Source organism: Acinetobacter sp. YH12226, from assembly GCF_013417805.1.
Taxonomy (GTDB): domain Bacteria; phylum Pseudomonadota; class Gammaproteobacteria; order Pseudomonadales; family Moraxellaceae; genus Acinetobacter.
The window spans coordinates 20,681-43,322 of sequence record NZ_VPDG01000012.1 but is presented as its reverse complement, the minus strand read 5'-3'; the positions used below and the strand labels follow the sequence as shown (position 1 = coordinate 43,322).

The following is a 22,642-nucleotide window of genomic DNA, read 5'->3' as shown; positions in this document are numbered from 1 at the left end:
CAATAAAAAATGGTGCTTTATAAGCACCATTTTTTTTATCAAAATATTCATAATTAAAAGTTGATTTTCTGAATGTTGTTTTTGTTTGTAGAGTTAAAAATAAATCTACGAACGCCGATATTAACAAGTTGCTGTTGATCTTTCTCTAGCTGACCAACTGCATGACTGTAAGCACGGTTCAAATTGTTATATGAACGGTTTTGCACAAGTAAGTCAAAGTTGTTGATACGCTCTTCTTCTAACTCAATTTGCTTGTTATTAAGCTCGATGTCTTTTGCTTTCATTTGGGCGCAAACATTGTTGTACTTGTTCGCCAGCTCATTGTGCTTGCTTGTAACGTCATCAATGTGTGCGTTCGCTTCAGTAACCAATTCGTTGTACTGATTTGTAATACCTTTGATTCTGTTTTCTAGCATTTCAATGTGAGCTAACAAGGCATTTTCATTCTTCATGTGTACTTTGTTTTGGATTAAAAAGTCTAATCCCATTGAAGCACGGTCAATCGCTTGGTCGAAAGTAGCGCTTAAAACGTGTGCGTGATTTAACATATTTAGATACCTCACTACTTTTATTAAATTAAAATATTAAAACCATGTAACCTTATTCTTAAACCTATCAATAAGATTAACGCTATATGTATATACTATCTTAAAACAAAACCTAAAAACTTTTTTTAAAGTATAAAATAAGTATTTAATCGTATATACTTAATCCGTCCACTTAGCTATTAGGGACATTTAATAAGAAGTTAATTTATTTTAAGAACTTCCTTTAAGCCTGGCGATTCACTTATGAAATTTAAACCCTCATTTCAATTAAAGCCCTTGAGCTGTGGCATTAAAGTCGCAATTTTAGTGACTTGTTCGGCTTTTATTTATACCGCTAACGCCGATCCTATTTCTGAAAACGTAACCGCTACAAATGCTAATACGGCAAAAGTTCCTAACAACGCTCAAAAAATGATTTTCCATAAATATTCGATCATGCCGAATGATGGGCGCCGTAGTGCTGGTCGTTTTGGTGAATTTCGTTTGCGAGGGGGCGCTGCTGGTAGTCATAACGGTATTGATATTAGTCGTGCGAATCCTAATGACCTTACACTTAAAGCAATTGGTTCAGGTTCTATTGTCTCTTATGACACACGTTCATCTGGTGCAAGCAACCAATCAACCACTAACCCACTAATTATGCAGATGGATACTGGCGATCGAATCATGTATCGCCATACTGATCCATCGTATCAAAAAAAATATAACGCTTACCCTGGTCAACGTATTCAAGCTGGTCAAAACATCGCACACATGTCAAATAAAGGCTGTGGTTCATGTGCCGTGCATTTGCACATTGAATATGGTGTAAAGGCAAAACGTGGGCTAGATGTTTGGCTGAATAAAAACTTAGATCAAGTTTTTAAAAATCCATCCATTGCACTTCAGCAACGCGTTAAAGGATCTGCGCCATATGTGGGTAGTTCTGAATATAAGTTAACAGATCCTACGCCATATTTACCTCAAGACGTTGTGATTAGTGTCTCGCCACAAGGACAAGCATTAGAAAACAAATACACACCGTACTTGGGTAACACCATTAGGACTCAATGGAATGCCTTATATTCATCATCAACAGGAATCACCCTCCCCGTTTCTTCATCGGTAGATGGCATTGCAGTAAAACAAGGCAAAAAGCTTCCAGCACTTGCATTTAGTGGCGATGTTTCGATGGATGCTTATGGATCTGCACAAGTGCAAGTCGCTCAAATGATTGCTGACGGTACTATCTCACCTGAAGCAGCTGCAAGCGGTACCATTTATGCAAATGATGTTGCTCAATATGCACCGCCTAGAACTATTTTTGGTGGTACGGCTGATGATGTGGGTTTTGATATTGGTGCACTTAATTCTACGCCAGCAGAATTAATTGAAAACATTGGTACTGGACGTTATGGCAACTCTAAATGGTTTAATGAATTAGCAACTATGTCGATGATGGGGCTTTTGATTGAAAAGCTAAACATTATCAATGCACAAAACTATTTGACTAAAGAGATCCATAAACAAAATGAACGCTTAGAGGCTCTTTTGGCAGCTTATACAGCGTCAGAAACTCAACGCTATTCTGGCCGTGTAGATGAACTTTATACGAAAGCTGAACAACCAACTGTTATTCCTGAAGTAGCAGTAGTTGAAATGAAACAGCTTTTTGAGGAAGGTGGAAACGGGCAAGTTTATTCAGATGCACAAATCTTAAAAGGTGGACAAGGTACTCCAGATCGTAAATGTGGTTGGGGTATACCAGGTGCTTTTGGTGCGGTTAAAGATGGTATTAAACGTGTTTCTTTAAAACATGGTTATAACCCTAATGACGTTGCAGCTATTCTTGGTTTTGAATCTGCCGGTTTTAATCTTAAAATTGACAACAACGCTGGTGCATATGGTTTAAGTCAATGGACTAAAATTGGTATAACAGATATTAATGCTTCAGATTTAACAGCGAGAGGAATACCAGCTTCAATTAAATCAAACCCTAAGCAAATCACTACACTGAGTGCTCAACAACAAGTCGAATTATTAGATTTATATCTTGCAGTAAAAGCACGACAACGTAAAAGCGACTATAATAATAAAACAATAGCTGGGTTTTATGCTCTAGTTTTAGGTGGACCATATAAAAGCCCTAGTCGTGAATATAATGCGAACAGAAACCTCGATAGAAACCCTCGAGATGGTGTTGTGACTTTAGCTGAAGCCGTTACATTTGAAGGTATTGTTATGCGTTTATGCCCTTACTATTCTGAATACCCTTAATAGAGCAATTAAAGGAAATATTATGAAAAACAGATTTTTGTCTTTATTGGGTTTTAGCCTTTTAGCATGTGCATCTTTTAATGCTAGTGCTAATACTAGCTCAGACTCTATTCGTGCTGAACTTGAAAAACTGCGCTTAGTAAACGTTAAATGTGCTGCGGTTTCTAACGATCCATTTGATGCAAAACACCTAAATTGCTATACAAATGTTTATAACCGCGCAAGTCAGCTTGGTAGCCTTGCTTCTAAATATATTAATAATGAAGAAGCTCCGCGTGTTCTAGCTGATCACAATCGAAACTTTACTCAGTTACTTGCTAACTGCGATCAGTTATACGCTGGCCAGACTGCAAAGTACAAAACACTAAGCATGCAATGTAAAGCGACCAATAAATTAGGTTGGGCAATGTTTATTCCGGCATTAATGAAGTAATAAAGGATCAGGTTATGAAAAAGTTTTTAAGTTTAGCTTTGTTATGTGCTGCTACCATTATTACGTCATCTGCCAACGCTGGTTATAAGACCAAAGCTGAAGCTATTCAAGCTTATAACAAGGTACAAGCTGAGTATCAAAAATGCGTGTTTAATTATAATGAAGCGCGTGATTCTGAGTACGGTTCACCAGAACTTAAGTGCAATACACCATACAACCAATCATTAACACGTTTCATCAAAGACGTTCGTGCGGAAAGTCAAAAGAATGCTGCAGCTTGGCAAGCAATCAATACACAACATATTAAATTTAGCCAAAACTGTGATAGTCAAACTATGGTGAGCTCATACAATCCATCGTTTTTTATTCGTCAATCTTTTATGTGTGAATCCTCTGCTTTTACATCTTTAGCACAAGTGGCAATCGACCTTTCTTATTAATTTCAAAACATAAAAAGGGCATCTATAAGATGCCCTTTTTTGTCGTTTGGTTTTAGACTTTTTCTATAATTGTTTCGGTATCTGGTGTTTCAACTTCAAACCCAAAGTGAAGATTACCGTATTCAATTGCTTCTTCTACCCAATGCAAGCCCATGTTTTGCTCATTTCCTACTTTGCTTGAATCATAAGCCTCAAGGGGCATCACCCTCTTAATATCATTTTCGATGAAAAAATATGTATAACAGTGAGGGTGCACATATATTCCATCAAAATAAAATGGAATTAAATATCTCCCCTTTAATTCCTTAAACTGCTCAATTGTATGTTTACTTGAAGCAATTCCACCGCCTGAATCTATGACAATGCTTCTAAAAGATCCTGAAGGAATATCAACGATAGCCAGGCCATCGAACGTTTCTACACCATTTAATATCTCTTTAGTTTTGAGATAAACACCTGGTTCAAAATGGCGTTGCTTGAAATTAAAATCTTCCGTGAAACTAAAGATTGACTTTGTTTCCTTTTCAATTAGATGAAACATTTCAAGAAGTGGTGTGATTATATCTGCGACCTGTGAGCCCTTTTTCTTAACAAGCTCCATGATATACGGTTCGTGATGAAACTCTCCGCGAATATAACTAGCATTGTGACATGCCTGAAACACTCTATTTTGCAGAACTTCAACTTGATTAGGCATTTGAAATCTCCGTATTTTTTGAATTTAAGTGTTCCAATAAATCATTAATGCCATCTGTAAATAATATGTTTTTGGCTCGTGTTACGGTCACATACAACAGCCGTTTTTCATCTGCAGAAATCATTAGCTTTTTATCGAGAATTTTATAGTTAAAGCCTTTTGCGATTAGGACATTATCCCACTCTAAACCTTTACTCTTGTGTGATGTGCTAATGACCAAAGTGTTTTTTGGGTCAGTTTCATCATCAGCCATACTATTTTCTAACGCCCACTCAATCACTTGCCATGAGTATTGGTTTGTTAGATTCAGAAAGGTTTTTAATTCTGTAGTTGCCCCCTCCACTTCTCCAAACACTTGTATATGGTCCACAAGCTCTTGGTAGGAAGAAAAGTTTTGAAGCTCTTTACACGTTGGCCGTTTATTTGCTCTCAGTTGAAAAATCCCACTGAAAATATCTTTACTGCGCTTTCCATCAACCTCAAGACGTATTTTCTTTTCGCCATTAAGGTAGCCATGAAACTTAAAAAAGTATTCAAAAGCCGTAGCATTTGTTCTACAAATAATCGCGTTCAATGAAGATGGTGCATAACTTGATGTACTGAAAGTGGTAACTTTTGACGTTTTACTTGGTAAACCTTTTAACTGTCTGGTTTCACCAAAAAGTTTATTGAGAAGTAGATTAGCTATATCTGCAACTGCATTACCAAACCGAAACGACTGTTCTAAGTACAATGCTTCAAGATCTAGGTTCTGTAAAATATCTTTCGCACCCCTAAAGCCATATATGCTTTGGTATGGATCTCCAACAAAAATAACTTTTGCTTTTTGACGTTTGAGTACGTCTAGTATTAATTGGTCACTATCTTGGCTTTCATCTACCATCACGTAATCAAAATCAAGTTGTGGTTTTTGCAGTACCCACCACTTGAGATAGTAATCGTGTGTAATACCATAATCACCGTTTGGATCAACTACATCATTCCAGATCATTTTCGCAATTGAAGTGATTTTATCTTCAAGAACGTCATTGCGCTTAATTGATGTTTGTTCTTTTAAAGCTATGTAAGCATGATCATTGGTAACAGTCTGATCCACTGTCATACAAAAATAACGTAATGTATTAAGGATAATCAGCGCTAATGTTAGATCGGTGAGTTGTCGGTTTTTCCCGTTGTACTGAAATCGAATGTTTTCAAGCTTAAACTTTTGAACAATATCTTTAGGAAGTAACGTAGGTTTGTTAATCTTATTTTTCAGCCAACCAGGTATATTTCTGTAAGCTAGAGAATGGAATGTAGAACATGTGACTGAATTCAGCCCATATTCAGCGAATTTTTGATTAGCTTCATCTGCCATCTTTTTATTAAATGATAGATATAGTCCAAGCTTACCTAGTTGTTGCAAAGCACTACTACAATGGATCAATGTCGTAGTCTTACCAGTACCAGCAAAAGCAATCAATTTAAAACTGGTTTTTAGTCGTGTTGCTTTATCAATTGCTCGTTGCTGTTCACTGGTAGGTTTTTGAGTAATTTTCTTCACAACCATTGCTTAATTTCGTGCTAAAAAAGAACTTGGTTTTTTGTTTTTCATTACAAGCACATCGCTTTCAACAATTTGCATCTGGCTTGCTAAAAAGTTAACTTGTTGCTTCAGTTCGTTTATATCGCTTTTTAGTTCAACTACTTGCACTTGCATCTCAAGGTTTGAATATTTGAGCTTGTTATTCTCAGTTTCTTTCTCTTTTAGTGCTGCCTGTAATCTTTTGATTTCCTGTTGGCTCTCTATGTTAGCCACATTAATATTGCTCTTGCTTTGAATATTTTGTGCTTGAGAAGATGTACTCTCAATTGCAACAGGTGTTGGCTTTGGTTGTACTGTGCCATTATATTTGGTTGTCTCTGAGATCTTATCCCATAGTGAATATGTGCGTAATGGCGCTGGTATATTTTGATTTGGTGTTGAAAAACTGGTGCGTAAAGCATTTGCACTGTCTTTAGATACAATGTCTCCAGAACTATTAATTTCAGTAAAGCCAGCATAAGCAAGTGAAACAACTGTTGAAACTGCTATTGCACCAATTACCTTAAAATAGTTTGATTTCTTCATTAGAATGCCCCTTTCAAGCGCTTATTTTTTGCCGTTTGATTTGATGATTTTCGAGTGATTGTGTTGTTTTCTAAATTGATAGAAACACCTACATTCATGACCTGATTTTTCTGTGGGTTGTATTGAATAAAGACCAGTTCTTTTGCATATTTCTTTGCGTGTGTTAAACGTTCAGCATGAATTTCATCAAGATTAAATCTGATTTGCATTCGCGATATATACAGCTTGAATAACTGATCATTTACTTCAGCTAAATTTAAAACTAAGCCTTTTTCATCTATAGAAGCAGACTCGAAAGTTAAATCATTTAAAAACCAATTTTCGGGTTGTATTAGTAAATAAAACTTTTCAACTTCGCTTGTGATTGCATATGAAAAACAAAACTCATTCACCTGATAGGTGCTTAAGCAAATGGTTTCATTGTTATAGCCACGTTTCATGTTTCGGTCATATGAGCTCAACCACCAAACTAAATAGTGTCGTGCTTCCAACTCTTTAACGGTTATTTGTGCTATTTCTGAGGCCTTTAGCTGTAATGCTTCAAGGTTTTCTATTCGTCTAGCTCTCATAGATATTTCACCTTATTTTTCTTGAAAGCATGAGTTATCAAAAGCCATTGAGTTAGGATCTAACCCCATGTTTTTAAGAGCCAAGGCTTTACCGTCAAGTTCAGGGTTATCAGATGTGCTTAGTTGTTGCGAACTTGTTTCTGAAGATGCATTTTTCTCATTAGTACCTGAACCTAAAAAGTAACCGCCTCCAGCAAAAACAACTACTGCAGCTACAATGCCCATAGCTGGCCAAGACGTTTTAAAACTAGAGAATCTATCTGCTAAAGATAAGCTGTATTTTTCTTCATTAGAACGTATAGGGCTGTCTGTAACATCAGCCTTATATTCATTTAGAGCTTGATGCCAAACTTCCTTTATGTAGCTCTGAAGTTCATATGTACTGAAACGAACCTTGCTTTTGTTTAAGTAATAGCATGGCTCACTTATAAGAATTTCTGTGTTTTCGTCAGACTTTAAGAAAACTTGTCCTCTAAACAAATTATTCTCGACCTGATCAAATCCTTTGATCGTTAATAGTAGATCCGTGGCCTTTGCATCTATATTGAAGATGCTCACCTGGCGATTTCTATCCGTATCTCCAGAAAGGTCAGAATCTAAAAACATAGACTCATTGTTTATCTTAGAGAAATAAGGTGAAAAGTTTCCGACAATCGATTGGAAAGCTTTCAATTGAGTTTTGTTCATCTCAATTCCCTCTTATTTGAAAATATAGTCAAGAGTGGCTGTTTCTGAAGTTCCTCTACGAGCTTCAACTTTTCCAGTCTTTTTATTTACAAAGATAGCAACTGGTACACCAGCAGTTAGTGGCTGTGGCTTTTGTCCAGCGCTACGAATTGCTTCTCGCTGTTCACGATCTTCTTTTGGCATTGCAACAATATCTTCGTGATAGAAGAAGATAGATTGAAGAGCGCCTAAGTGTTTATCCAACTCAGCAAGTTCCTGTGGTGTAGGAATCACTTTAATTGAGTTAATTTCTTCATCTGTTCCATTAAAGGTTTTATTAATAGTATCTTCAGATGGTTTACGAAGAATTCCAGCTGCTAATTGTTTTCCGTTTTCACTTTGGTTTAGAACTAAAGCTGGAATCCATTTAATAGTTGCACCGCTTTTAACGTATGAGCGAGAAAGGTTGAATGTTTCGTGACAATATTTACAGCGTGGATCGTAAATGATGTAAACAGTGTTGTTATCATTCGCTTTCCCCTCTTTAAACCCTGAAAGCGTTTTTACAGCTTTAAAGACTGGATGATTGTATGCACTGGCCAAATTCCCAACGGAAGCTGTTGGTTGTCGTGCTGGTGTATTCATTTTTTTTGCAGTTAATTTAAGAGGCTCAGATATATTTTTTTTAGTAGCAGAATCCCAAGCTGTACCATGTAAGATGACTTTTTCATCGGATGTTGTAAAAAACACCGCATTTTTCCCATTAGGTGCCTCAAGAATCCAAGAAGTTAAACCTCCACTAAAGGGTTTAACTTCTTTTACTTTGCCCATTTTTTGCATCTTAGAAGTAAGGTCCTGAGATGGTGCAGCGTAAGTAGAGATTGTAATAATACTAATAGCGCAACTTGCTACTATTTTAGTGAAATTATTTAAAAGCATTTTAGAGTATTACCTTTTAAGCCATGTTTTAGCAGTATAGTTAAAATATGGTTTTAAAAAAATAGTTAAATAAAAAAGACCGGTGTTTTAATACCGGTCAATTATAACTTATAAGTTTAAGACTAAAACCCTTTTTGCTTGTTTTTTTGTATTTCATCCTGTGGTATTTCTACGCTCACCATATCAAAAACATGATCGTCACTATACTTAAAATCATCTTTATCATTGTTTTTAGAGTTATAAGATCCGTTGTTTAATTCCTTGTCCGTAAACTCTACTACTCGAATAATACTGTTCACATCTTCAGCAGCTTTTTGTCTAGCTTCAGTCATGGCAAAACTCAATAATTCGTATTCAAAACCAACAAGGCCAATGTTAAAGTCTGGCTCTTCTAATGGCTTCCCTAATTTCACCTCAATTAGATAATGCGAGATTGGACCTAAACCCTCACTAAACAAAGACGGTCTACCAATATTCTGTATGAATGCGTATGCAGTTCGATTGTATAGTTTTAACCAGCGTATATCTGTTGGTGGCATTACACCTAGTTGTCTTGCTGTTAATACAACCTCACACAAAATAGTTCTTACATATGCATGGTTTTTAAAAATCTTAGTAGCAACGGGATGTTTAATGTATTTGTGAATTCTTTTTCTAAGGAAATCAAAATTAAACCCTACAAGCTTACGATCGCCCTCAACATACTGATTTTCAATTGCAAACAATGGGTTGTTAGGTATATTTTTTGTGCAAATATCCCAATAGTAATTAATTAATGTTGTTGAATCTTTTTTGATTTTACGGAACTCTTCATCATCCATAGATTCATCGGTTGCACATGCTACTGGTAAATACAAAGCTAGCAAAATTGTATCAACATCGGATAAATACGATAATTCATCGGGTGATGTTTCTTTTGAATTATCAAGGGTTATCCAAAGATCCCCTAGTTGTTCACGTAAGACATTTAAAAACTTCTCTTCATCTATGATAGGTACTGTTTCACTTTTATCATTATATTCTTTCGTTACTCCGTTGATTGTAATGTTCACAAGGCGCTCTTTAGTTCCTGTAATTAACTCATGCCTATTTGCAAACTCATAAGTTGAATCTAGCGCTTTAAAATGACCATTGTTCGTATCATATTTTGACAAGTCTAATGGACCAAAAACCTGTAAGTGTCTTTGGTTTGGAATTTGTTCCTCTATGAACTCTTCTAGGTTCATGCTTTTGATAAAGCCCCGTGCTGGATGCTCGCTGTTGAAGCGGTCATAAGCTTTCTTTATCCAAGGTGTTGCCAGCAAAAATATTAATAAATTCCATGCTTGACTGGCTTTTGAAATTTGAAAAATAGTGACTTCGCTAAACTTATTTTGACAAAATAATGGAAGCCAATTGTTTGTTGGTTTACATAGGTGTTCTGTTGAATACACCAACTCACTTAGTAAAGGCACGTAGTTAAGCCCGATAGCTTTGAATATGCTATGTATCCACCATAGAGGAATAATTAAAATGCCTTTTGTGTATACTAAAAACCCTACAATTTGAGGTTTATAAGCAAACCATACAGCCAAAAAAGCCACTAAAACCATAACAACAGTAAATATATAAATATGATTCTCATGTACAAGCTTATCTTTTGGATCTGCCATTTTATAGCCTATTAATATGTGTATTGTTGGGTATTATATAGTTAATATTGGTTTTAATCTAATTCCCCTTAAACCTTTTAAGGATTTTAAGTCTGGTTTTAAGCTCTTGACTAAAGTGGCATTTAATACCTTTTAAAGCTTAAATCAGGTCAATCTCAACACTAAGCCAGTATTCTTGGTCAAATACTAAAAAGAATGAATAAGAAGCCCTCCCCTACTAGACATTTAAGTGGATTAACCGCCTATATAATAAATTTCTCTATAAATATTGTTGGTAGTCTTTTTATTGAATAGGGCACTCCCCTACTCAGCTAATATAGATCATTTTCAGTTGTGCATTTCACAACGTCTACTCATTTATTTAACTGTAAGTAGTAGTAAGCCCTCCCCTCTTCTTGGCAACTCCATTTTTATCAGTCTGATAATGAATAAATCAACGATTTAGAATCGAAAAACCGTTATCAGCCTGATAATGAAAAAACCACGCCAAGGGATCTAAAGCTGTTATCAGTCTGATAATGAAAAAAACCATGCCAAGGAATCTAAAGCTGTTATCAGTCTGATAATGAAAAAAACCACGCCAAGGGATCTAAAGCTGTTATCAGTCTGATAATGAAAAAAACCACGCCAAGGAATCTAAAGCTGTTATCAGTCTGATAATGAAAAAAACCACGCCAAGGGATCTAAAGCTGTTATCAGTCTGATAATGAAAAAATCCACGCCAAGGGATCTAAAGCTGTTATCAGTCTGATAATGAAAAAATCCACGCCAAGGGATCTAAAGCTGTTATCAGTCTGATAATGAAAAAAACCACGCCAAGGAATCTAAAGCTGTTATCAGTCTGATAATGAAAAAAACCACGCCAAGGGATCTAAAGCTGTTATCAGTCTGATAATGAAAAAATCCACGCCAAGGGATCTAAAGCTGTTATCAGTCTGATAATGAAAAAATCCACGATTAAAAATCGAAAGCTGTTGTCAGTCTGATAATGAAAAAATCCACGATTAAAAATCTAAAGCTGTTATCAGTCTGATAATGTAAAAAACCACGCCAAGGGATCTAAAGCTGTTATCAGTCTGATAATGAAAAAATCCACGCCAAGGAATCTAAAGCTGTTATCAGTCTGATAATGAAAAACACATAAGATATGGACACATGTTAGGCATATAGATTGAAAAAGTTGAAATATATTAAAAATAAAGTGAAAAAGTATTTTAAATATTTTTCAAATATTGTATTGTTTGACTTTACTTGAAAGGTGATTGAAAAATGGAAAAGAACTCAGGAAAAACTTATATTTGTACAAGCATCCACTTTAAAGGTGGTGTGGGCAAAACAACATCTACGGTGAATTGTGCTGCTAAGCTTGGAAAATTAGGTTATACGGTTTTAGTAATCGACTTAGATAGCCAACGTAATGCAACAAAACATATTTCAAATGTTCCAGATATTAACGATATAGATGGCACTCTAAAAGATATTTTTGAAAACTATAAAACAATTAACATTCACGATGTTATACAAGGTCCAGATAAAACCAACTTTGAAAATGTGTCTTTGATTGCTTGTGCTAATAACATTCGTGATGTTGAAATCAATATTCAGCGTTCTAGTCCAGTTCCTAATGAAATTATTAGAAGTGTATTAAGAAAGATAAAAGGGGATTTCGACTTTATTTTGTTAGATTGTCCACCGCGAATGGAAACTCTAACTTTTAATGCTTTGTTAGCATCAAACAGTTTATTAATTCCATTACAGGGTGAATACAGTATTCAGGGTTTGGAAGATATACTTAACTCTATGGATGACTTAGAGACAAGCAATCCAGATTTAAAAATTCTATCGCCAGTACTAAACTTTTATAACAAGCGTAATACAGTGGATCTTACCTTGGCTGAAGATATTCGCAATGAATATGCTCAACCAAAATTGCAAGAAAAACTGGTAAATAAGGAATTAATCTGTATTCCAAATGCTACGGTTTTTAGTCAAGCATCATATGTTAAGTGTTCCGTATTTGATCTGGATGCTGGAAAAGAAACACCAGCAAAACAAGCAATTAATCAACTTGTAGATCTAATGGTTTCTGAATACAAAAAATTATAAGGTGCTGATATGAACTTTAAAGATAAAGTAAAAAGCATGAAAAAAACATCTGTTGCTAATGCAACAGGGAGTGATGCTCAAGTTACTGATGTAAAAGAAAATACAGCGACTCCAACCATAGAAGAGGGGAGTCTTAACCCACTAGCTAAGCGAGAAACAAAAAATATTGTTAGCGGATCTCATTTAGAATCAATCGACATTGATTTAATTGATCCATCACCTTATCAACCACGTATCATGAATAAACGTGTATATGAGAAGTTGCCAATTTTGGCTGCTGATATAGAAACTAATGGACAAATTAACCCGATTACAGTTCGACAGAAGGGTAATCGTTACGAGTTAATTGCTGGTGAGAGACGTTTTAGAGCAATTAAAGAGATTTTAAAGCTCAAGAGAATTACTGCTTTAGTTAAAACATCTATGAATGATGATAAAGCTGCTATAACAGCTTTATTGGATAATACTGCTAGACAAAATCTTTCAGATTTTGAAAGCATATTAAAAATCAAGCAATTATGTGAAGAGTTTGGTTATCCTTTTGAAAGTTATGAATTTGTTACTGAAAAATTTGCGATTGATAAGTCGAAGTATTTCCGTCTCAAATATATTCTAGACTTACCTGAGTTCATTTTGGACTCTTTGAACGAAGATCCTGAGCTAATTTCTGGATATATTGCTCAAGAAGTGAATACCGCAATAAATAAAGCTTTAGAAACTAAAACTGAAAAAGCAATTTTCGACTTGTTAAGACCAGAATGGGATAAATACGTTGAAGAATTTAAATCCACGGGCAAGCGTCATAAAGGATTTATAGCTATTTTGAGTGAAGAAGAAAAAGCAAATAAGGCGACTAAGCCTGAAAAAACTGAAGAAGCTACTACTGAAGAACAACCGAGTAAGATTAAATTCGATTTTAAGACAGATAAGGGCGTTAAATTTGGTTCTATGAGTTCTGAATGTGGTACCAAAGGTAAGAGTGTACTTAAGTTGCGAGTAGCCTTGGATGCAGATATTACAGAAGAGAAAGCTAGAAAAATTGAAGAGTTTTTTAAGAGCTTGAATGATTGAAGTTTCAAAACTTTGAATGAAAAAAACCGGCATTGCCGGTTTTTTTTATAATAGATCTGGATTAAAAGTCTGGTTAAGCCAATCCGAACTACTTGGATTGGTTACTGGTTTTGATTCAGATACGTTTTGACTTGGTTTAGCATTGTTAATTTCGGACGTTTCGGTATTTTGAGATGTTTCAACGGTAGGGGAGTGGTCCTGAATGTTTTTATGTTCAGTATGTTTAGCTTCCTTTATCTTAACTGCTTTTTGAACAGGAACCTCCTTGCTCTTGATAGAATTAGTTACGGGCTTTTTAGGTGATTGTTCAATTTGCTCCTTACTACTTTCTGGTATTTGTATGGATATATGATCAAGATACTTTTTTTCAAGATATTCAATATCGTACACATAGTAAGCAGTATTAAACTTGGTGTATGTTTCAACACAAGTACTTAAGCCAAACCTTAATAGGAAAGAATTGACAGAATATAGGCTTGCCATATCCTCATTAACTTCATACAACTTATAAAGGTATGAAAGCTCAATTAGAACCGCTATACCAGCATGTAAAACAGCAGTTATGTAATTTCTACGAAGCTTTCCTTGAGGATGTTTTTTAATTGAATTAAATAGTTTTTGATTTGCATTTTTATCTATTTTCATTCGTACAGGCTGTGCAAACGTCTCGTCTATTTCATTTTGCACTGGCGCATTTAGAAAAATCTTCTGCTTGTCAGTACAAAAGATAAATCCTAAATACAGCAGACTTAAACTAAAAGCGTTTAAGTCTAGACCTGGTAGATTTCTATTAACATTACTAATCACATCAAGATCTTCTCTTGTTAAGTGAATTAATTGATAGGATAGTTGTATGTAGTTTGAATCTGTCATTTGATTTCTGCGTACATTTTATACATGTATTTAGCTAACTTATATAAACCTTTAGCATTGGCGTACTCTGGTGATTCAGCGATTCTTACGTTCGGTAAGTCGTACTTTTCTTTAATCTCTTTTTCAAGAAAAGCTGCACCGCCTCCACAAAATAATACTAATGCTAAATCATCGCCTCCACCGATCTGTTTAGAGATAAAGTTATTTAATTCGATCATGAATTCGTTTTTAGCTTGCTGAATTAAACCTGTAATATCTTTGGCTTGAGATCCTATACCATAAGTTCCAGATTTTAGTGCGAAATCTAGCCAGTTAGCGTTAACTGTTTTATAGCCAGATTCAAGAATTAAGCTAGTGATTCGTTCATAGATGGTAAGAATACCAAGGTTACGTGATGTAGAACGATGGCCATCAAGCATGTTTCCTCCATCTAATGTGACTACAATATCAGTGGTTTTACCGCCAATATCGATTACAGCACATTCAGAACTTATTAAAAGATCACTATCTTCTGAACCGTTTCCGTGTACATCAATAATCTCATTAAAATAAGCTGTTTGAGCTTCACATTTAACAATATGTCTTTTAATGATATTAAGCGGTTTACCAGCTTTATGATCTTTTAAGTTGAAGCAAACATCACCATTGAGTAGAAAATTAGTTTTCATATCAATAAGTGGCATGTTTTTGGTTTTTTCAGGTGTGTAATAGCGACTAACAGGAAGTGAAGTAGCGATTGCAAACGCTCTACCATCATATGTTCCGATATGGTCAATATAGGCCTTAATTGCCTGGTGTATTAGTGCCTTGTTATATTCAGATGTCGGGTATTCGTCTGTTCTGGTATCCAGAGGAACACTACTATTGATCTTCTTACCAACTGTATAAAAGTTTTCATTTACTTTAACCACATAATAGTCAGTAGAATCCTCTTCGCCAGTGAGGACTTTTCCTGAATAAGCAATACTAGGAATAGTCAGTTTGATTTCATTTCCATCTTGATCTAGACCAGCATAAAGCTTTGTACCGCCATGTCCATCATCAATACCTAGAACAATATAACGTTCTTCAATCGCTGGTTTTTCATTTTGAGTATTTTTCATAAGTTTACCTTTCAATTTTTCAAGATTTACAACGAGTAACGTCTTCTACCGCGTCTAGTGTATTTATTGCCCCCAAAAACTAAGCGTCTAAGAGCAGAGGGGATATAGCTGTATTTGTATTTAAATACTTTTTCAATAACCAATGTTGCTACTATCAAGCCGATGAAAAGCATAAGTTTGAACAAGGAAAACTTAATAACAACAGCTAGAAAAGGTATAAACAAATATCCGTTTAAACCGCCCCATAGGATTAGATTTAATCTAAATTGCGACCAGTGTGCATATTGATCATCCATATTCGCCTCTTAATAAATCAGTTTGTAATAGTAGTCTTCATGCAAACGACCAGCTTTGAGTAGATCGTCAGCTTGTTTCCTGAAACTCTTACTGATGTTTGGATCTGAACCATCAGAATTAATCATTAACTCTCGAATAAACTTCTGTTGAGCATGAATATCATCAATTAAAAGCAATTCTTCTTTCAGTTGAGGTGATAAAATTAAGTGTTCCCTTACAGCAAATACCTTGCCGTTCACATCTTTAACAAGACGTTGAGCAATCAATGTATAAACTGAACCAATAATGTCAGCTGCAGCCTGAAGATGTTCTTCATGCTTAAAGCGCTTCAACATACGTGGAATAATTTTGTCTACGGTGGTTGCGTGAACCGTTGCAAAAACAGGGTGGCCAGTTAAAGAAAGTTCTAGAGCTGCAGAAATTGTTTCTTTATCTCGCAATTCACCGATTTCAACTGCAGCAGGACGTCTACGCATCGCCTCTCTATTTGCATCCGCAAAAGTCTCGAAGTTATTGGGGATTTCGCTTTGACTAACAATACTGTGTGTGCTTTCAATTGCGTCATACTCGTATTCGATAGGCTCGTTGTGAGTCAAAATATTTCCACGAATATGAGTATTATTTTCCAACACATAGCGAATATTTGAAGCTAGTGTTGTACTTTTACCAGAACCAGTGATTCCGCCAATGATGTAGCAACCATTGTGAGGTAGCGATCTTTTAATGAAATCTTCATCTAAACCCACTTTTGAAAAGTGAGGGGGAATGCCAGAAATTGTACGTAACGTTATCTGAAAAGAATCTCCAGATCCACGATACGAAGTTCGAGATACGTTCACACGAAAGTTATAACGAGTTTCCTTACCTGAAGCGTCTTTCTGCAGAATACGATATGCCTTATTAATAAACTTATTATTAATAAGGACTAAGTAGGCATTTTCATCAGCAATCGTTCTTAGGATGTGTAGAGCTTCATCACGATTGATAATACGGTGTGTTAACGAATATAACTCCAAGTCTTTCATCATTGTGATGGGGCGATCTGGACTAATGAAAATATCTGAAGCACCATGAGCTAATGCTTCATATAGAAGACTTTCAAATTCATCGCGACTTTTAAACCCTTGTTTCGGATCTTTGTATGTCGTTATGGCTGTTAATGTAGCCAAACCAAAACCACGGCTAGAATCGTAGTCTTTGCGAATGTCTTTGGTAGCTGTCAGAATCTTATTTTCAGATCCTTTAATCTTGTTAACATCAAATAATGCAGATTTTGCTTTTAATGTCGAAACCTTCATTTGCATTTAAAACTTCCAATTGAGTTAGCGAACTTAAGGTTCGCTAACAAGGTTAATTTTTGGAATTTGATAGCTAGGTGCAATTTGTTCAGGTTGGAGAATTGGTTTCCAAGTTTCAATATTTGAATTGAACTGCGGTAATTGTTGGATTTGAAGCAATTTCATATCAAGAGCAATAGTGTCTTGTGTAGAAGAAACAGCCAGTGATTGACTGCTAATTGCTGGCATTGATAACTTGCCCTCTAAAACAAACTTATGGAAAGTAACCATCCCCAAATAATCTCGTTTAAGACGATCTACTGCATCTTCAACAATATTTCGGCCCTCAACTAAACCCATTTCATAAGACTTAGCAGCAGTCTCTTTCCATATTTTTCGTTCTTGTTCGTTAGCTGGTAACATTTCTTTCGGAATGAAAGTCACGTAATCAACATTGCTATCAAGTGTAGGGAAAACAAGGTACTGACGCCAATCAGGTGCACGAGTACTGAAACGAGCTTGTTTCAAGATTTTATAAGTCTGCTTAGTCGTCTTGTACGACATGGCATTAGGTGTCTCAGTTACATCTTTTGATTCAATAATAACCGGGGGAACAACAACATCTTTGATCATGTAAGGTTTAAAGTTAAAGATTGTATCAAGGTTACGCTCTTGGCTTTTGATGACCTCACGAGCGTTGCTTAAATAAGTATTGATCCCTAACTTAATACCTTTTTGCTTAACTAATTCAAGCATGGCTTCATAACGAGCTTGCTGTTCAACATTACTAACATGAACTTCTAAAGAAGACTGGTTAGATGGGTTTAGTAGCTCTTGTAATGAAGCATTATTAGAGTAGTCCATAAAAACTCCAGATATGTATAAAAGGATTTAAAGGGTATTAGTTATAAGTCAATAAAATACTTTTATTTTGATGATCTAGAGTTATCGAAGCAGTATTTAAATATGCAGAAACATCGCGTAAAGCTTCTACACCAGTAAGACGCTTTTTATTAAAATTAACAATTGGAAGCTCATGAGTAGGACCAGCTTCTACAAAACGGTATCCGTATTGGCTAGAAATACTTTTAATTAAAGGTATTGGATCGCCTATGTAGTCGATATTTAAAAGGTCATGGTTGATGCTACCTTGTTTCTTCTGAACAGTTTGCATTTGAATTGCAGAAGAGTTCTTTAAGTTCTGTTGTGCAATTAAAGCCTCTTGAGATGCTTCAGATATAATAGATAAAGGGCTTGCTACGTTTAATTGCGTTACATCACGACTAGCACACCCAGACATCATTAAACCAATTACAAGAACGCTTAAAAGCTTTTTATTGTGCTTCATTTTTACTCCGGATTAAGTGGGTATAAAGACAAAATGATTTTAGTCTAAAAACTATTAAAATGCACTTTATTAATTATAAAAAATCCCTTAAAAGGTATAAAGCCGACTTTTAGGCACTCGCTTAAACCTAATTTATAAGCTTTAACGTATATCTAAGGGCGTTCTTCAGGCAGTCGTACCTGGCCTAAACAAGACAAATCTGTAAAAAATACTCTTTTTAAGTGCATTGTCTGTCCAAAACAATGCTTTTTTTTAGTAGTACCTATCTGAAATGGAAATACAACGTACTTTTTTCAATCAATTATAGAGAGTAAATGAGCTCTTATAGTTTGCTAGACGTCTTTTATATTCCTTTATAGTCTTATTCTTTCTTTTTATTATCTTTTCTATTCTTTTTTGTTCTTTTTTTAGAATATAATTTATACAGAAAATAACAAAGTACATTTATTCTTTTTTTAATTAAAATATTATTAATACTGTAATTTATATTTTACAGTATAGAAGTATATTAATAAAGATGTTAATATGCTTTTTTTAATTAATATTAAAAATATTATTGGTGATAATGCAATTTATTTATAAGCCAGCTTCTTTAATATTAAATAAATTGATAAAAACTGTTTGAAGAAAAAATGCATCTTGGTATATACCATTCCTAATTTAAAAGTTTAAAGACATTAAAGCTGCTACTTATAAAAACCTATCTTATGGTTTAGTGCTGTGCATCTTAAATATAAAGATTTGACACCTTAAACACCAATTAAACTGCAATAATGATAGGCTTAGAGTCGTATTTTTCCCTAAAAATTTAAGGCATCGCAACTGGCAAAAGACTATTGAAACTATGCATATCAAGCACTTCACTGTAAAAAAGGACCACTGTGTTTTTATGATTTCTCAACTTCATTTTTTTGATTTTTCCACTGTACTAACAAGAGAGGAGTCAAAAAAGACATTCGCATTTATTGGGCTTAAAAGTGAAAAACATTTTGCTTAAAGTGAAAAACGTTTTAACGAGTACTTTTAGAAAGGTGTTTAACGTTGTAGTATGTGCTCATGTTTTGCATGTGGATAAAGGGTGGTAGTGGTGAGCAGTTTTGAGAATCCTAATAGCTATCCAAAGACATTAAAAGAATACACAAGTCGTATAGAAGATTTTCCGTATTCTACTAAGACCAAATATGATATTGAGCTTAAGCAAAAAATTGATAAACATTTAGATAGTTCAGAGCTAGATTTAAAAATGTTATATGAAAACATATATTCTGAATTTAAAACTAAATCTGAAAATGGTTATTACGCGGAATCTACATTTAGAACATATCGTGCATATTTAGTGTATGGAATCGGTCTAAAGCTTAATGAGCTAAATAATGGCTCTATTAATGATGAAGATATAGATGCTGGTTTTGATGAATATTTTTTAGAAGAATTATATTTAAGAATCATTAACACAAAATATACAGCTAATAAGGACAAACCTAAGCGTACTTCTGAGCTGAAAACAAAGTACTTTGAACGCACGTTTTACAACTACTTGGTAAGAGAATTCGAGCATAAGAACGAGAGTAACACCAGGGTTAGTGAGTTTGATCGGATGATGGTTGCTTTTGTTGATGCCAATCTTGTTGTTGGATTGCGTCCTGTTGAGTGGTTTTCCGTTTCATTCTGTTGTGCAGTAAAAGGACCAAAACTGATCATGATTGTGGAAAATGGCAAGGCTACACATGGTCGGGCTAATGGACTTAAAAGGTATTTAATACTTGATGACCTTAAACATGAAGATCAAGAAAAGATATACCTTTATTGGAACTTGCTAAATAGGTATGTGAGAAAGGTATCTAGTTTAAATAAAACTAGTGGCTATACCTTTGGATGGGATGAAAAACAGACTTTTATTAAAATACTGCAAGAGCGTTTACGTTTAAGTTATATCAATTACTTTAAGCTTAGAGGCAAGGTTTTAACTAATGAAGATCAACGACCTACTTTATACAGTACAAGGCATCAATGTATTGCAAATGCTAAGGTAAAGGGTATTGATAAGTTTGTGATAGCTGGTGCTTTTGGACATGCTGGTAAAGATACTGCTTCTAACTTTTATGGGCGAAAGTGGAGAGGCCATAGTGGTTTTAGTATAAAGCCTACTTTAGATTCTATTGAAAACGTTAATGGTAGCCATGAATTTGTTAAAACACTTTTAGCTAATAACCTAGATACCTTTTATTATTTTGATCTTAATATAGCAAATGAGTTTAATACCGACTATTATAAGGACGAATTAAAGTCGGGTTTAGTGATTGACTAAATGGATAACTCTAAAACTAATTTGACTACTTCAACATGGGGTTCTCCTTACGCTGAAGTATCAATAATAGGTAAAAGAAAATACGCAAGGCTTTTAAGAGTGTTGGTTAGTACGTTTGCCTCATTGTGCATTTTAACCGTTTTAACAACGCTTAGTTTTGTAGCTTTTAAACTCACCACAACAGATTTTGAATCTTTGGTTTTTGATGACGGCACACCAGTTAAGTGTGTGCTTAGCTCTAAATCAGATCGTCCAATTCCATCTGTTATATATCAGCCAGCGAAATAGGAGTGCTGTTGTGTCTAAAGACAAATCTAATGAAAACGCTGAAATAGGTTCTTGTGATCCTAGTCTTTGGCTCAGAAAACAGGTGGATGAAAAAGATAAGGAGATTGCAAAGTTAAGACGATGGCTTGTTTTCGTGTTTTTCGCTTTTATCGTGAGTGCTGTTCTTGCGATGATTATTTTTGCTGCCTTTAATGCATACCCAAAAGTCAAAGCTGTTCAAACAGTAGATAACTCGGTTATCTGTCCAATCGAAGCATCAAAAAACCCTCGCGTTACTGACGTTGTTATTTCTGAATTCGGTAAGAGTGCAATTCTTTCTGTCTACAACTTTGATTTCTTGAACTGGCGTGACGTTATTAACAATGCTGGTTCAATGTATTTCACTGAGGGCGGTAAAGATTCATTGATGAAGCAAATCGCTCAATCACAAACAGTTGGCACAATCGTACAAAACAACCTAACGATGCGAACTACTGCTACTGATGTTCCACAAATCGAAAACCGTGATTTACATGCTGCAGAACCTAGTTGGACTGTTCGTGTTCCTATCACTACTCAATTCTTCTTAGGTGACAAACAACCTAAAGAGACTCACCGCTTCATTGCGACAGTTACTATTGTTGAGCATCCACGTTCTTATCTGAACTACAACGGTATTGCTGTTAAGACAATTACGTTAACTCCAGCGCGTTAATTGGATGATACTTATGAAATTGAAAAAATTATCTTTGGCTCTTTTTGCTTCTACTGCATTAACTACAATAGTTAATGCTGCTGATATGCCTCCGAATACTTTTGCGGATGCTCAATCTCCTTTGGTTGCACCTGAGGTAGTTGATACAGCATCGGAAATTGACAGACAGGTTCACAATCTTGTTGGTTTGCAGTTCACACCTGAGCAAACAAAAATAGTTAAAGGACTTTTGTTGCAACAAAAACGAAGCCTTTCTAGTCCTTATGTAAATACGCCACAAGCGAAAACCCGTAGTTTGGGTATTTCATTAAACCCTGGTGAGGAACCGCCAGTAATTCGTTTAAGCGCTGGCATGCTATCTACTATTGTCTTTAGCGATTCTTCAGGAAATCCATGGAACATTGAAAAGATTTCTTTGGACCGTGGACGTTTCTCAGATGGCTTAGGTGAGCAAAACGAAAAAGAGCCAGACGAAATCCCTGAAACTAACATCCTTTCAATCGAACCATTAGATCCAGCTGCTTTCGGAAACGTAACGGTCACATTAAAGGGATTGGGTGCTCCAGTAATTTTGATGTTAGCTACTGGCCAACGTGATTTAGATGTTCGTGTAGACGCACGTATACCTGGTCGAAGCCCAACAGCCAAAGCTATGTATTCAACAGGCAATCAAACATCGATTATTCCAGATGGTGTGAGTTTGCAATTTATGGATGGCTTAGCGCCTGAGGGTGCTGTTGAAATGCGAACCGATAGTCCTAATGTCCGTGCTTGGAAGTTTGGTGGCTATATATATGTGCGTAGTAACTTTGGTGTTATTCAACCAGCCTTTTTGAGTTCTTTCCGCGCTAACAACGGTATGAAGATCTTCCGTTATGAAGATTCTGAAGATCTGAAGTACATCACATTTTCAACGACTGGCGGTACACCTAAAACTGTTTACCTCGAAGACGCATTTTAAGTCATT

The 22,642-nt window shown here is 35.3% G+C and carries 22 protein-coding genes; 9 read left to right on the top strand and 13 right to left on the bottom strand.

All coding sequences use genetic code 11. The features are described from left to right. Positions 1-53: 53 nt before the first annotated feature. Complete coding sequence (locus FTV08_RS11785) at positions 54-548, bottom strand: hypothetical protein (protein WP_005028665.1); 495 nt, start codon at positions 546-548, stop codon at positions 54-56. A 243-nt stretch (positions 549-791) separates the two neighbouring features. Here FTV08_RS11785 and FTV08_RS11780 point away from each other — a divergent pair, with 243 nt between their 5' ends. From FTV08_RS11780 to FTV08_RS11770, 3 genes are read left to right on the top strand one after another with little or no spacing between them, the layout of a single operon-like run. Continuing rightward, positions 792-2,804, top strand: coding sequence for a peptidoglycan DD-metalloendopeptidase family protein (locus FTV08_RS11780; RefSeq protein WP_005028664.1), 2,013 nt, complete (start codon positions 792-794; stop codon positions 2,802-2,804). 22 nt (positions 2,805-2,826) lie between these two features. Continuing rightward, positions 2,827-3,237, top strand: coding sequence for a hypothetical protein (locus tag FTV08_RS11775; RefSeq protein ID WP_005005820.1), 411 nt, complete (start codon positions 2,827-2,829; stop codon positions 3,235-3,237). A gap of 14 nt (positions 3,238-3,251) precedes the next feature. Beyond that, entirely contained in the window at positions 3,252-3,677 is a 426-nt protein-coding gene (locus FTV08_RS11770; RefSeq protein WP_005028662.1) for a hypothetical protein, read from the top strand. 52 nt (positions 3,678-3,729) lie between these two features. Here FTV08_RS11770 and FTV08_RS11765 read toward each other — a convergent pair whose 3' ends face one another. The 7 genes from FTV08_RS11765 to FTV08_RS16265 form a co-directional block, all read right to left on the bottom strand. After that, on the bottom strand, positions 3,730-4,374 hold the full coding sequence (locus FTV08_RS11765; RefSeq protein ID WP_005028658.1) for a hypothetical protein: 645 nt from the start codon (positions 4,372-4,374) through the stop codon (positions 3,730-3,732). Continuing rightward, complete coding sequence (locus tag FTV08_RS11760; RefSeq protein ID WP_044100668.1) at positions 4,367-5,923, bottom strand: UvrD-helicase domain-containing protein; 1,557 nt, start codon at positions 5,921-5,923, stop codon at positions 4,367-4,369. The genes FTV08_RS11765 and FTV08_RS11760 overlap by 8 nt, the downstream gene beginning before the upstream one ends. A 3-nt stretch (positions 5,924-5,926) precedes the next feature. After that, a complete protein-coding gene (locus FTV08_RS11755; RefSeq protein ID WP_005028652.1) occupies positions 5,927-6,484 on the bottom strand; it encodes a hypothetical protein in 558 nt (185 codons plus the stop codon). Then, positions 6,484-7,053 carry a hypothetical protein gene (locus FTV08_RS11750; protein ID WP_005028650.1) on the bottom strand — a complete coding sequence of 190 codons (570 nt, stop codon included), beginning with the start codon at positions 7,051-7,053 and terminating at the stop codon, positions 6,484-6,486. Before FTV08_RS11750 ends, FTV08_RS11755 begins: the two co-directional genes overlap by 1 nt. A 12-nt stretch (positions 7,054-7,065) precedes the next feature. Further along, positions 7,066-7,740, bottom strand: a complete 675-nt coding sequence (locus FTV08_RS11745; protein WP_005028648.1) for a hypothetical protein — start codon at positions 7,738-7,740, stop codon at positions 7,066-7,068. Positions 7,741-7,752: 12 nt separating this feature from the next. Beyond that, positions 7,753-8,658, bottom strand: coding sequence for a hypothetical protein (locus FTV08_RS11740; RefSeq protein WP_005028646.1), 906 nt, complete (start codon positions 8,656-8,658; stop codon positions 7,753-7,755). A gap of 122 nt (positions 8,659-8,780) precedes the next feature. Continuing rightward, complete coding sequence (locus FTV08_RS16265) at positions 8,781-10,310, bottom strand: Type IV secretion system protein IcmP/DotM (protein ID WP_024160802.1); 1,530 nt, start codon at positions 10,308-10,310, stop codon at positions 8,781-8,783. 1,269 nt (positions 10,311-11,579) lie between these two features. Here FTV08_RS16265 and FTV08_RS11725 point away from each other — a divergent pair. Together FTV08_RS11725 and FTV08_RS11720 are read left to right on the top strand one after the other, a co-directional pair. Then, the gene (locus FTV08_RS11725) at positions 11,580-12,416 is read left to right on the top strand and encodes a ParA family protein (protein WP_005028640.1); all 837 of its coding nucleotides are present in this window, start codon (positions 11,580-11,582) and stop codon (positions 12,414-12,416) included. A gap of 9 nt (positions 12,417-12,425) precedes the next feature. Beyond that, the gene (locus FTV08_RS11720; protein WP_024160785.1) at positions 12,426-13,487 is read left to right on the top strand and encodes a ParB/RepB/Spo0J family partition protein; all 1,062 of its coding nucleotides are present in this window, start codon (positions 12,426-12,428) and stop codon (positions 13,485-13,487) included. A gap of 45 nt (positions 13,488-13,532) precedes the next feature. Here the strand turns inward: FTV08_RS11720 and FTV08_RS11715 are convergent, their stop codons facing one another. The 5 genes from FTV08_RS11715 to FTV08_RS11695 all read right to left on the bottom strand — a co-directional run bounded on the left by FTV08_RS11715 (position 13,533) and on the right by FTV08_RS11695 (position 18,385). Beyond that, positions 13,533-14,360 carry a hypothetical protein gene (locus FTV08_RS11715; protein WP_024160786.1) on the bottom strand — a complete coding sequence of 276 codons (828 nt, stop codon included), beginning with the start codon at positions 14,358-14,360 and terminating at the stop codon, positions 13,533-13,535. After that, positions 14,357-15,463 (bottom strand): ParM/StbA family protein, encoded by a 1,107-nt coding sequence (locus tag FTV08_RS11710; RefSeq protein WP_024160787.1) that lies wholly within the window; start codon positions 15,461-15,463, stop codon positions 14,357-14,359. Before FTV08_RS11710 ends, FTV08_RS11715 begins: the two co-directional genes overlap by 4 nt. Before the next feature lie 305 nt (positions 15,464-15,768). After that, on the bottom strand, positions 15,769-17,064 hold the full coding sequence (locus FTV08_RS11705) for an ATPase, T2SS/T4P/T4SS family (protein ID WP_024160788.1): 1,296 nt from the start codon (positions 17,062-17,064) through the stop codon (positions 15,769-15,771). Between the two features lie 27 nt (positions 17,065-17,091). After that, a complete protein-coding gene (locus FTV08_RS11700) occupies positions 17,092-17,901 on the bottom strand; it encodes a type IV secretory system conjugative DNA transfer family protein (protein WP_024160789.1) in 810 nt (269 codons plus the stop codon). Positions 17,902-17,938: 37 nt separating this feature from the next. Next, positions 17,939-18,385, bottom strand: coding sequence for a DotD/TraH family lipoprotein (locus FTV08_RS11695; protein ID WP_024160790.1), 447 nt, complete (start codon positions 18,383-18,385; stop codon positions 17,939-17,941). A gap of 1,087 nt (positions 18,386-19,472) precedes the next feature. Here FTV08_RS11695 and FTV08_RS11690 point away from each other — a divergent pair. From FTV08_RS11690 to FTV08_RS11675, 4 genes are read left to right on the top strand one after another with little or no spacing between them, the layout of a single operon-like run. Continuing rightward, on the top strand, positions 19,473-20,693 hold the full coding sequence (locus tag FTV08_RS11690) for a hypothetical protein (protein ID WP_228199015.1): 1,221 nt from the start codon (positions 19,473-19,475) through the stop codon (positions 20,691-20,693). Continuing rightward, positions 20,694-20,981, top strand: a complete 288-nt coding sequence (locus FTV08_RS11685; RefSeq protein ID WP_024160792.1) for a hypothetical protein — start codon at positions 20,694-20,696, stop codon at positions 20,979-20,981. Positions 20,982-20,991: 10 nt separating this feature from the next. Next, positions 20,992-21,675 (top strand): DotI/IcmL family type IV secretion protein, encoded by a 684-nt coding sequence (locus FTV08_RS11680; protein ID WP_005005897.1) that lies wholly within the window; start codon positions 20,992-20,994, stop codon positions 21,673-21,675. A gap of 13 nt (positions 21,676-21,688) precedes the next feature. After that, a complete protein-coding gene (locus FTV08_RS11675) occupies positions 21,689-22,636 on the top strand; it encodes a DotH/IcmK family type IV secretion protein (RefSeq protein WP_180087401.1) in 948 nt (315 codons plus the stop codon). Positions 22,637-22,642 lie beyond the last annotated feature (6 nt).

Coding starts and splice junctions, on each gene's coding strand:
- FTV08_RS11785 (WP_005028665.1), bottom strand. CDS start 548: ATGTTAAATCACGCACACGTTTTAAGCGCTACTTTCGACCAAGCGATT.
- FTV08_RS11780 (WP_005028664.1), top strand. CDS start 792: ATGAAATTTAAACCCTCATTTCAATTAAAGCCCTTGAGCTGTGGCATT.
- FTV08_RS11775 (WP_005005820.1), top strand. CDS start 2,827: ATGAAAAACAGATTTTTGTCTTTATTGGGTTTTAGCCTTTTAGCATGT.
- FTV08_RS11770 (WP_005028662.1), top strand. CDS start 3,252: ATGAAAAAGTTTTTAAGTTTAGCTTTGTTATGTGCTGCTACCATTATT.
- FTV08_RS11765 (WP_005028658.1), bottom strand. CDS start 4,374: ATGCCTAATCAAGTTGAAGTTCTGCAAAATAGAGTGTTTCAGGCATGT.
- FTV08_RS11760 (WP_044100668.1), bottom strand. CDS start 5,923: ATGGTTGTGAAGAAAATTACTCAAAAACCTACCAGTGAACAGCAACGA.
- FTV08_RS11755 (WP_005028652.1), bottom strand. CDS start 6,484: ATGAAGAAATCAAACTATTTTAAGGTAATTGGTGCAATAGCAGTTTCA.
- FTV08_RS11750 (WP_005028650.1), bottom strand. CDS start 7,053: ATGAGAGCTAGACGAATAGAAAACCTTGAAGCATTACAGCTAAAGGCC.
- FTV08_RS11745 (WP_005028648.1), bottom strand. CDS start 7,740: ATGAACAAAACTCAATTGAAAGCTTTCCAATCGATTGTCGGAAACTTT.
- FTV08_RS11740 (WP_005028646.1), bottom strand. CDS start 8,658: ATGCTTTTAAATAATTTCACTAAAATAGTAGCAAGTTGCGCTATTAGT.
- FTV08_RS16265 (WP_024160802.1), bottom strand. CDS start 10,310: ATGGCAGATCCAAAAGATAAGCTTGTACATGAGAATCATATTTATATA.
- FTV08_RS11725 (WP_005028640.1), top strand. CDS start 11,580: ATGGAAAAGAACTCAGGAAAAACTTATATTTGTACAAGCATCCACTTT.
- FTV08_RS11720 (WP_024160785.1), top strand. CDS start 12,426: ATGAACTTTAAAGATAAAGTAAAAAGCATGAAAAAAACATCTGTTGCT.
- FTV08_RS11715 (WP_024160786.1), bottom strand. CDS start 14,360: ATGACAGATTCAAACTACATACAACTATCCTATCAATTAATTCACTTA.
- FTV08_RS11710 (WP_024160787.1), bottom strand. CDS start 15,463: ATGAAAAATACTCAAAATGAAAAACCAGCGATTGAAGAACGTTATATT.
- FTV08_RS11705 (WP_024160788.1), bottom strand. CDS start 17,064: ATGCAAATGAAGGTTTCGACATTAAAAGCAAAATCTGCATTATTTGAT.
- FTV08_RS11700 (WP_024160789.1), bottom strand. CDS start 17,901: ATGGACTACTCTAATAATGCTTCATTACAAGAGCTACTAAACCCATCT.
- FTV08_RS11695 (WP_024160790.1), bottom strand. CDS start 18,385: ATGAAGCACAATAAAAAGCTTTTAAGCGTTCTTGTAATTGGTTTAATG.
- FTV08_RS11685 (WP_024160792.1), top strand. CDS start 20,694: ATGGATAACTCTAAAACTAATTTGACTACTTCAACATGGGGTTCTCCT.
- FTV08_RS11675 (WP_180087401.1), top strand. CDS start 21,689: ATGAAATTGAAAAAATTATCTTTGGCTCTTTTTGCTTCTACTGCATTA.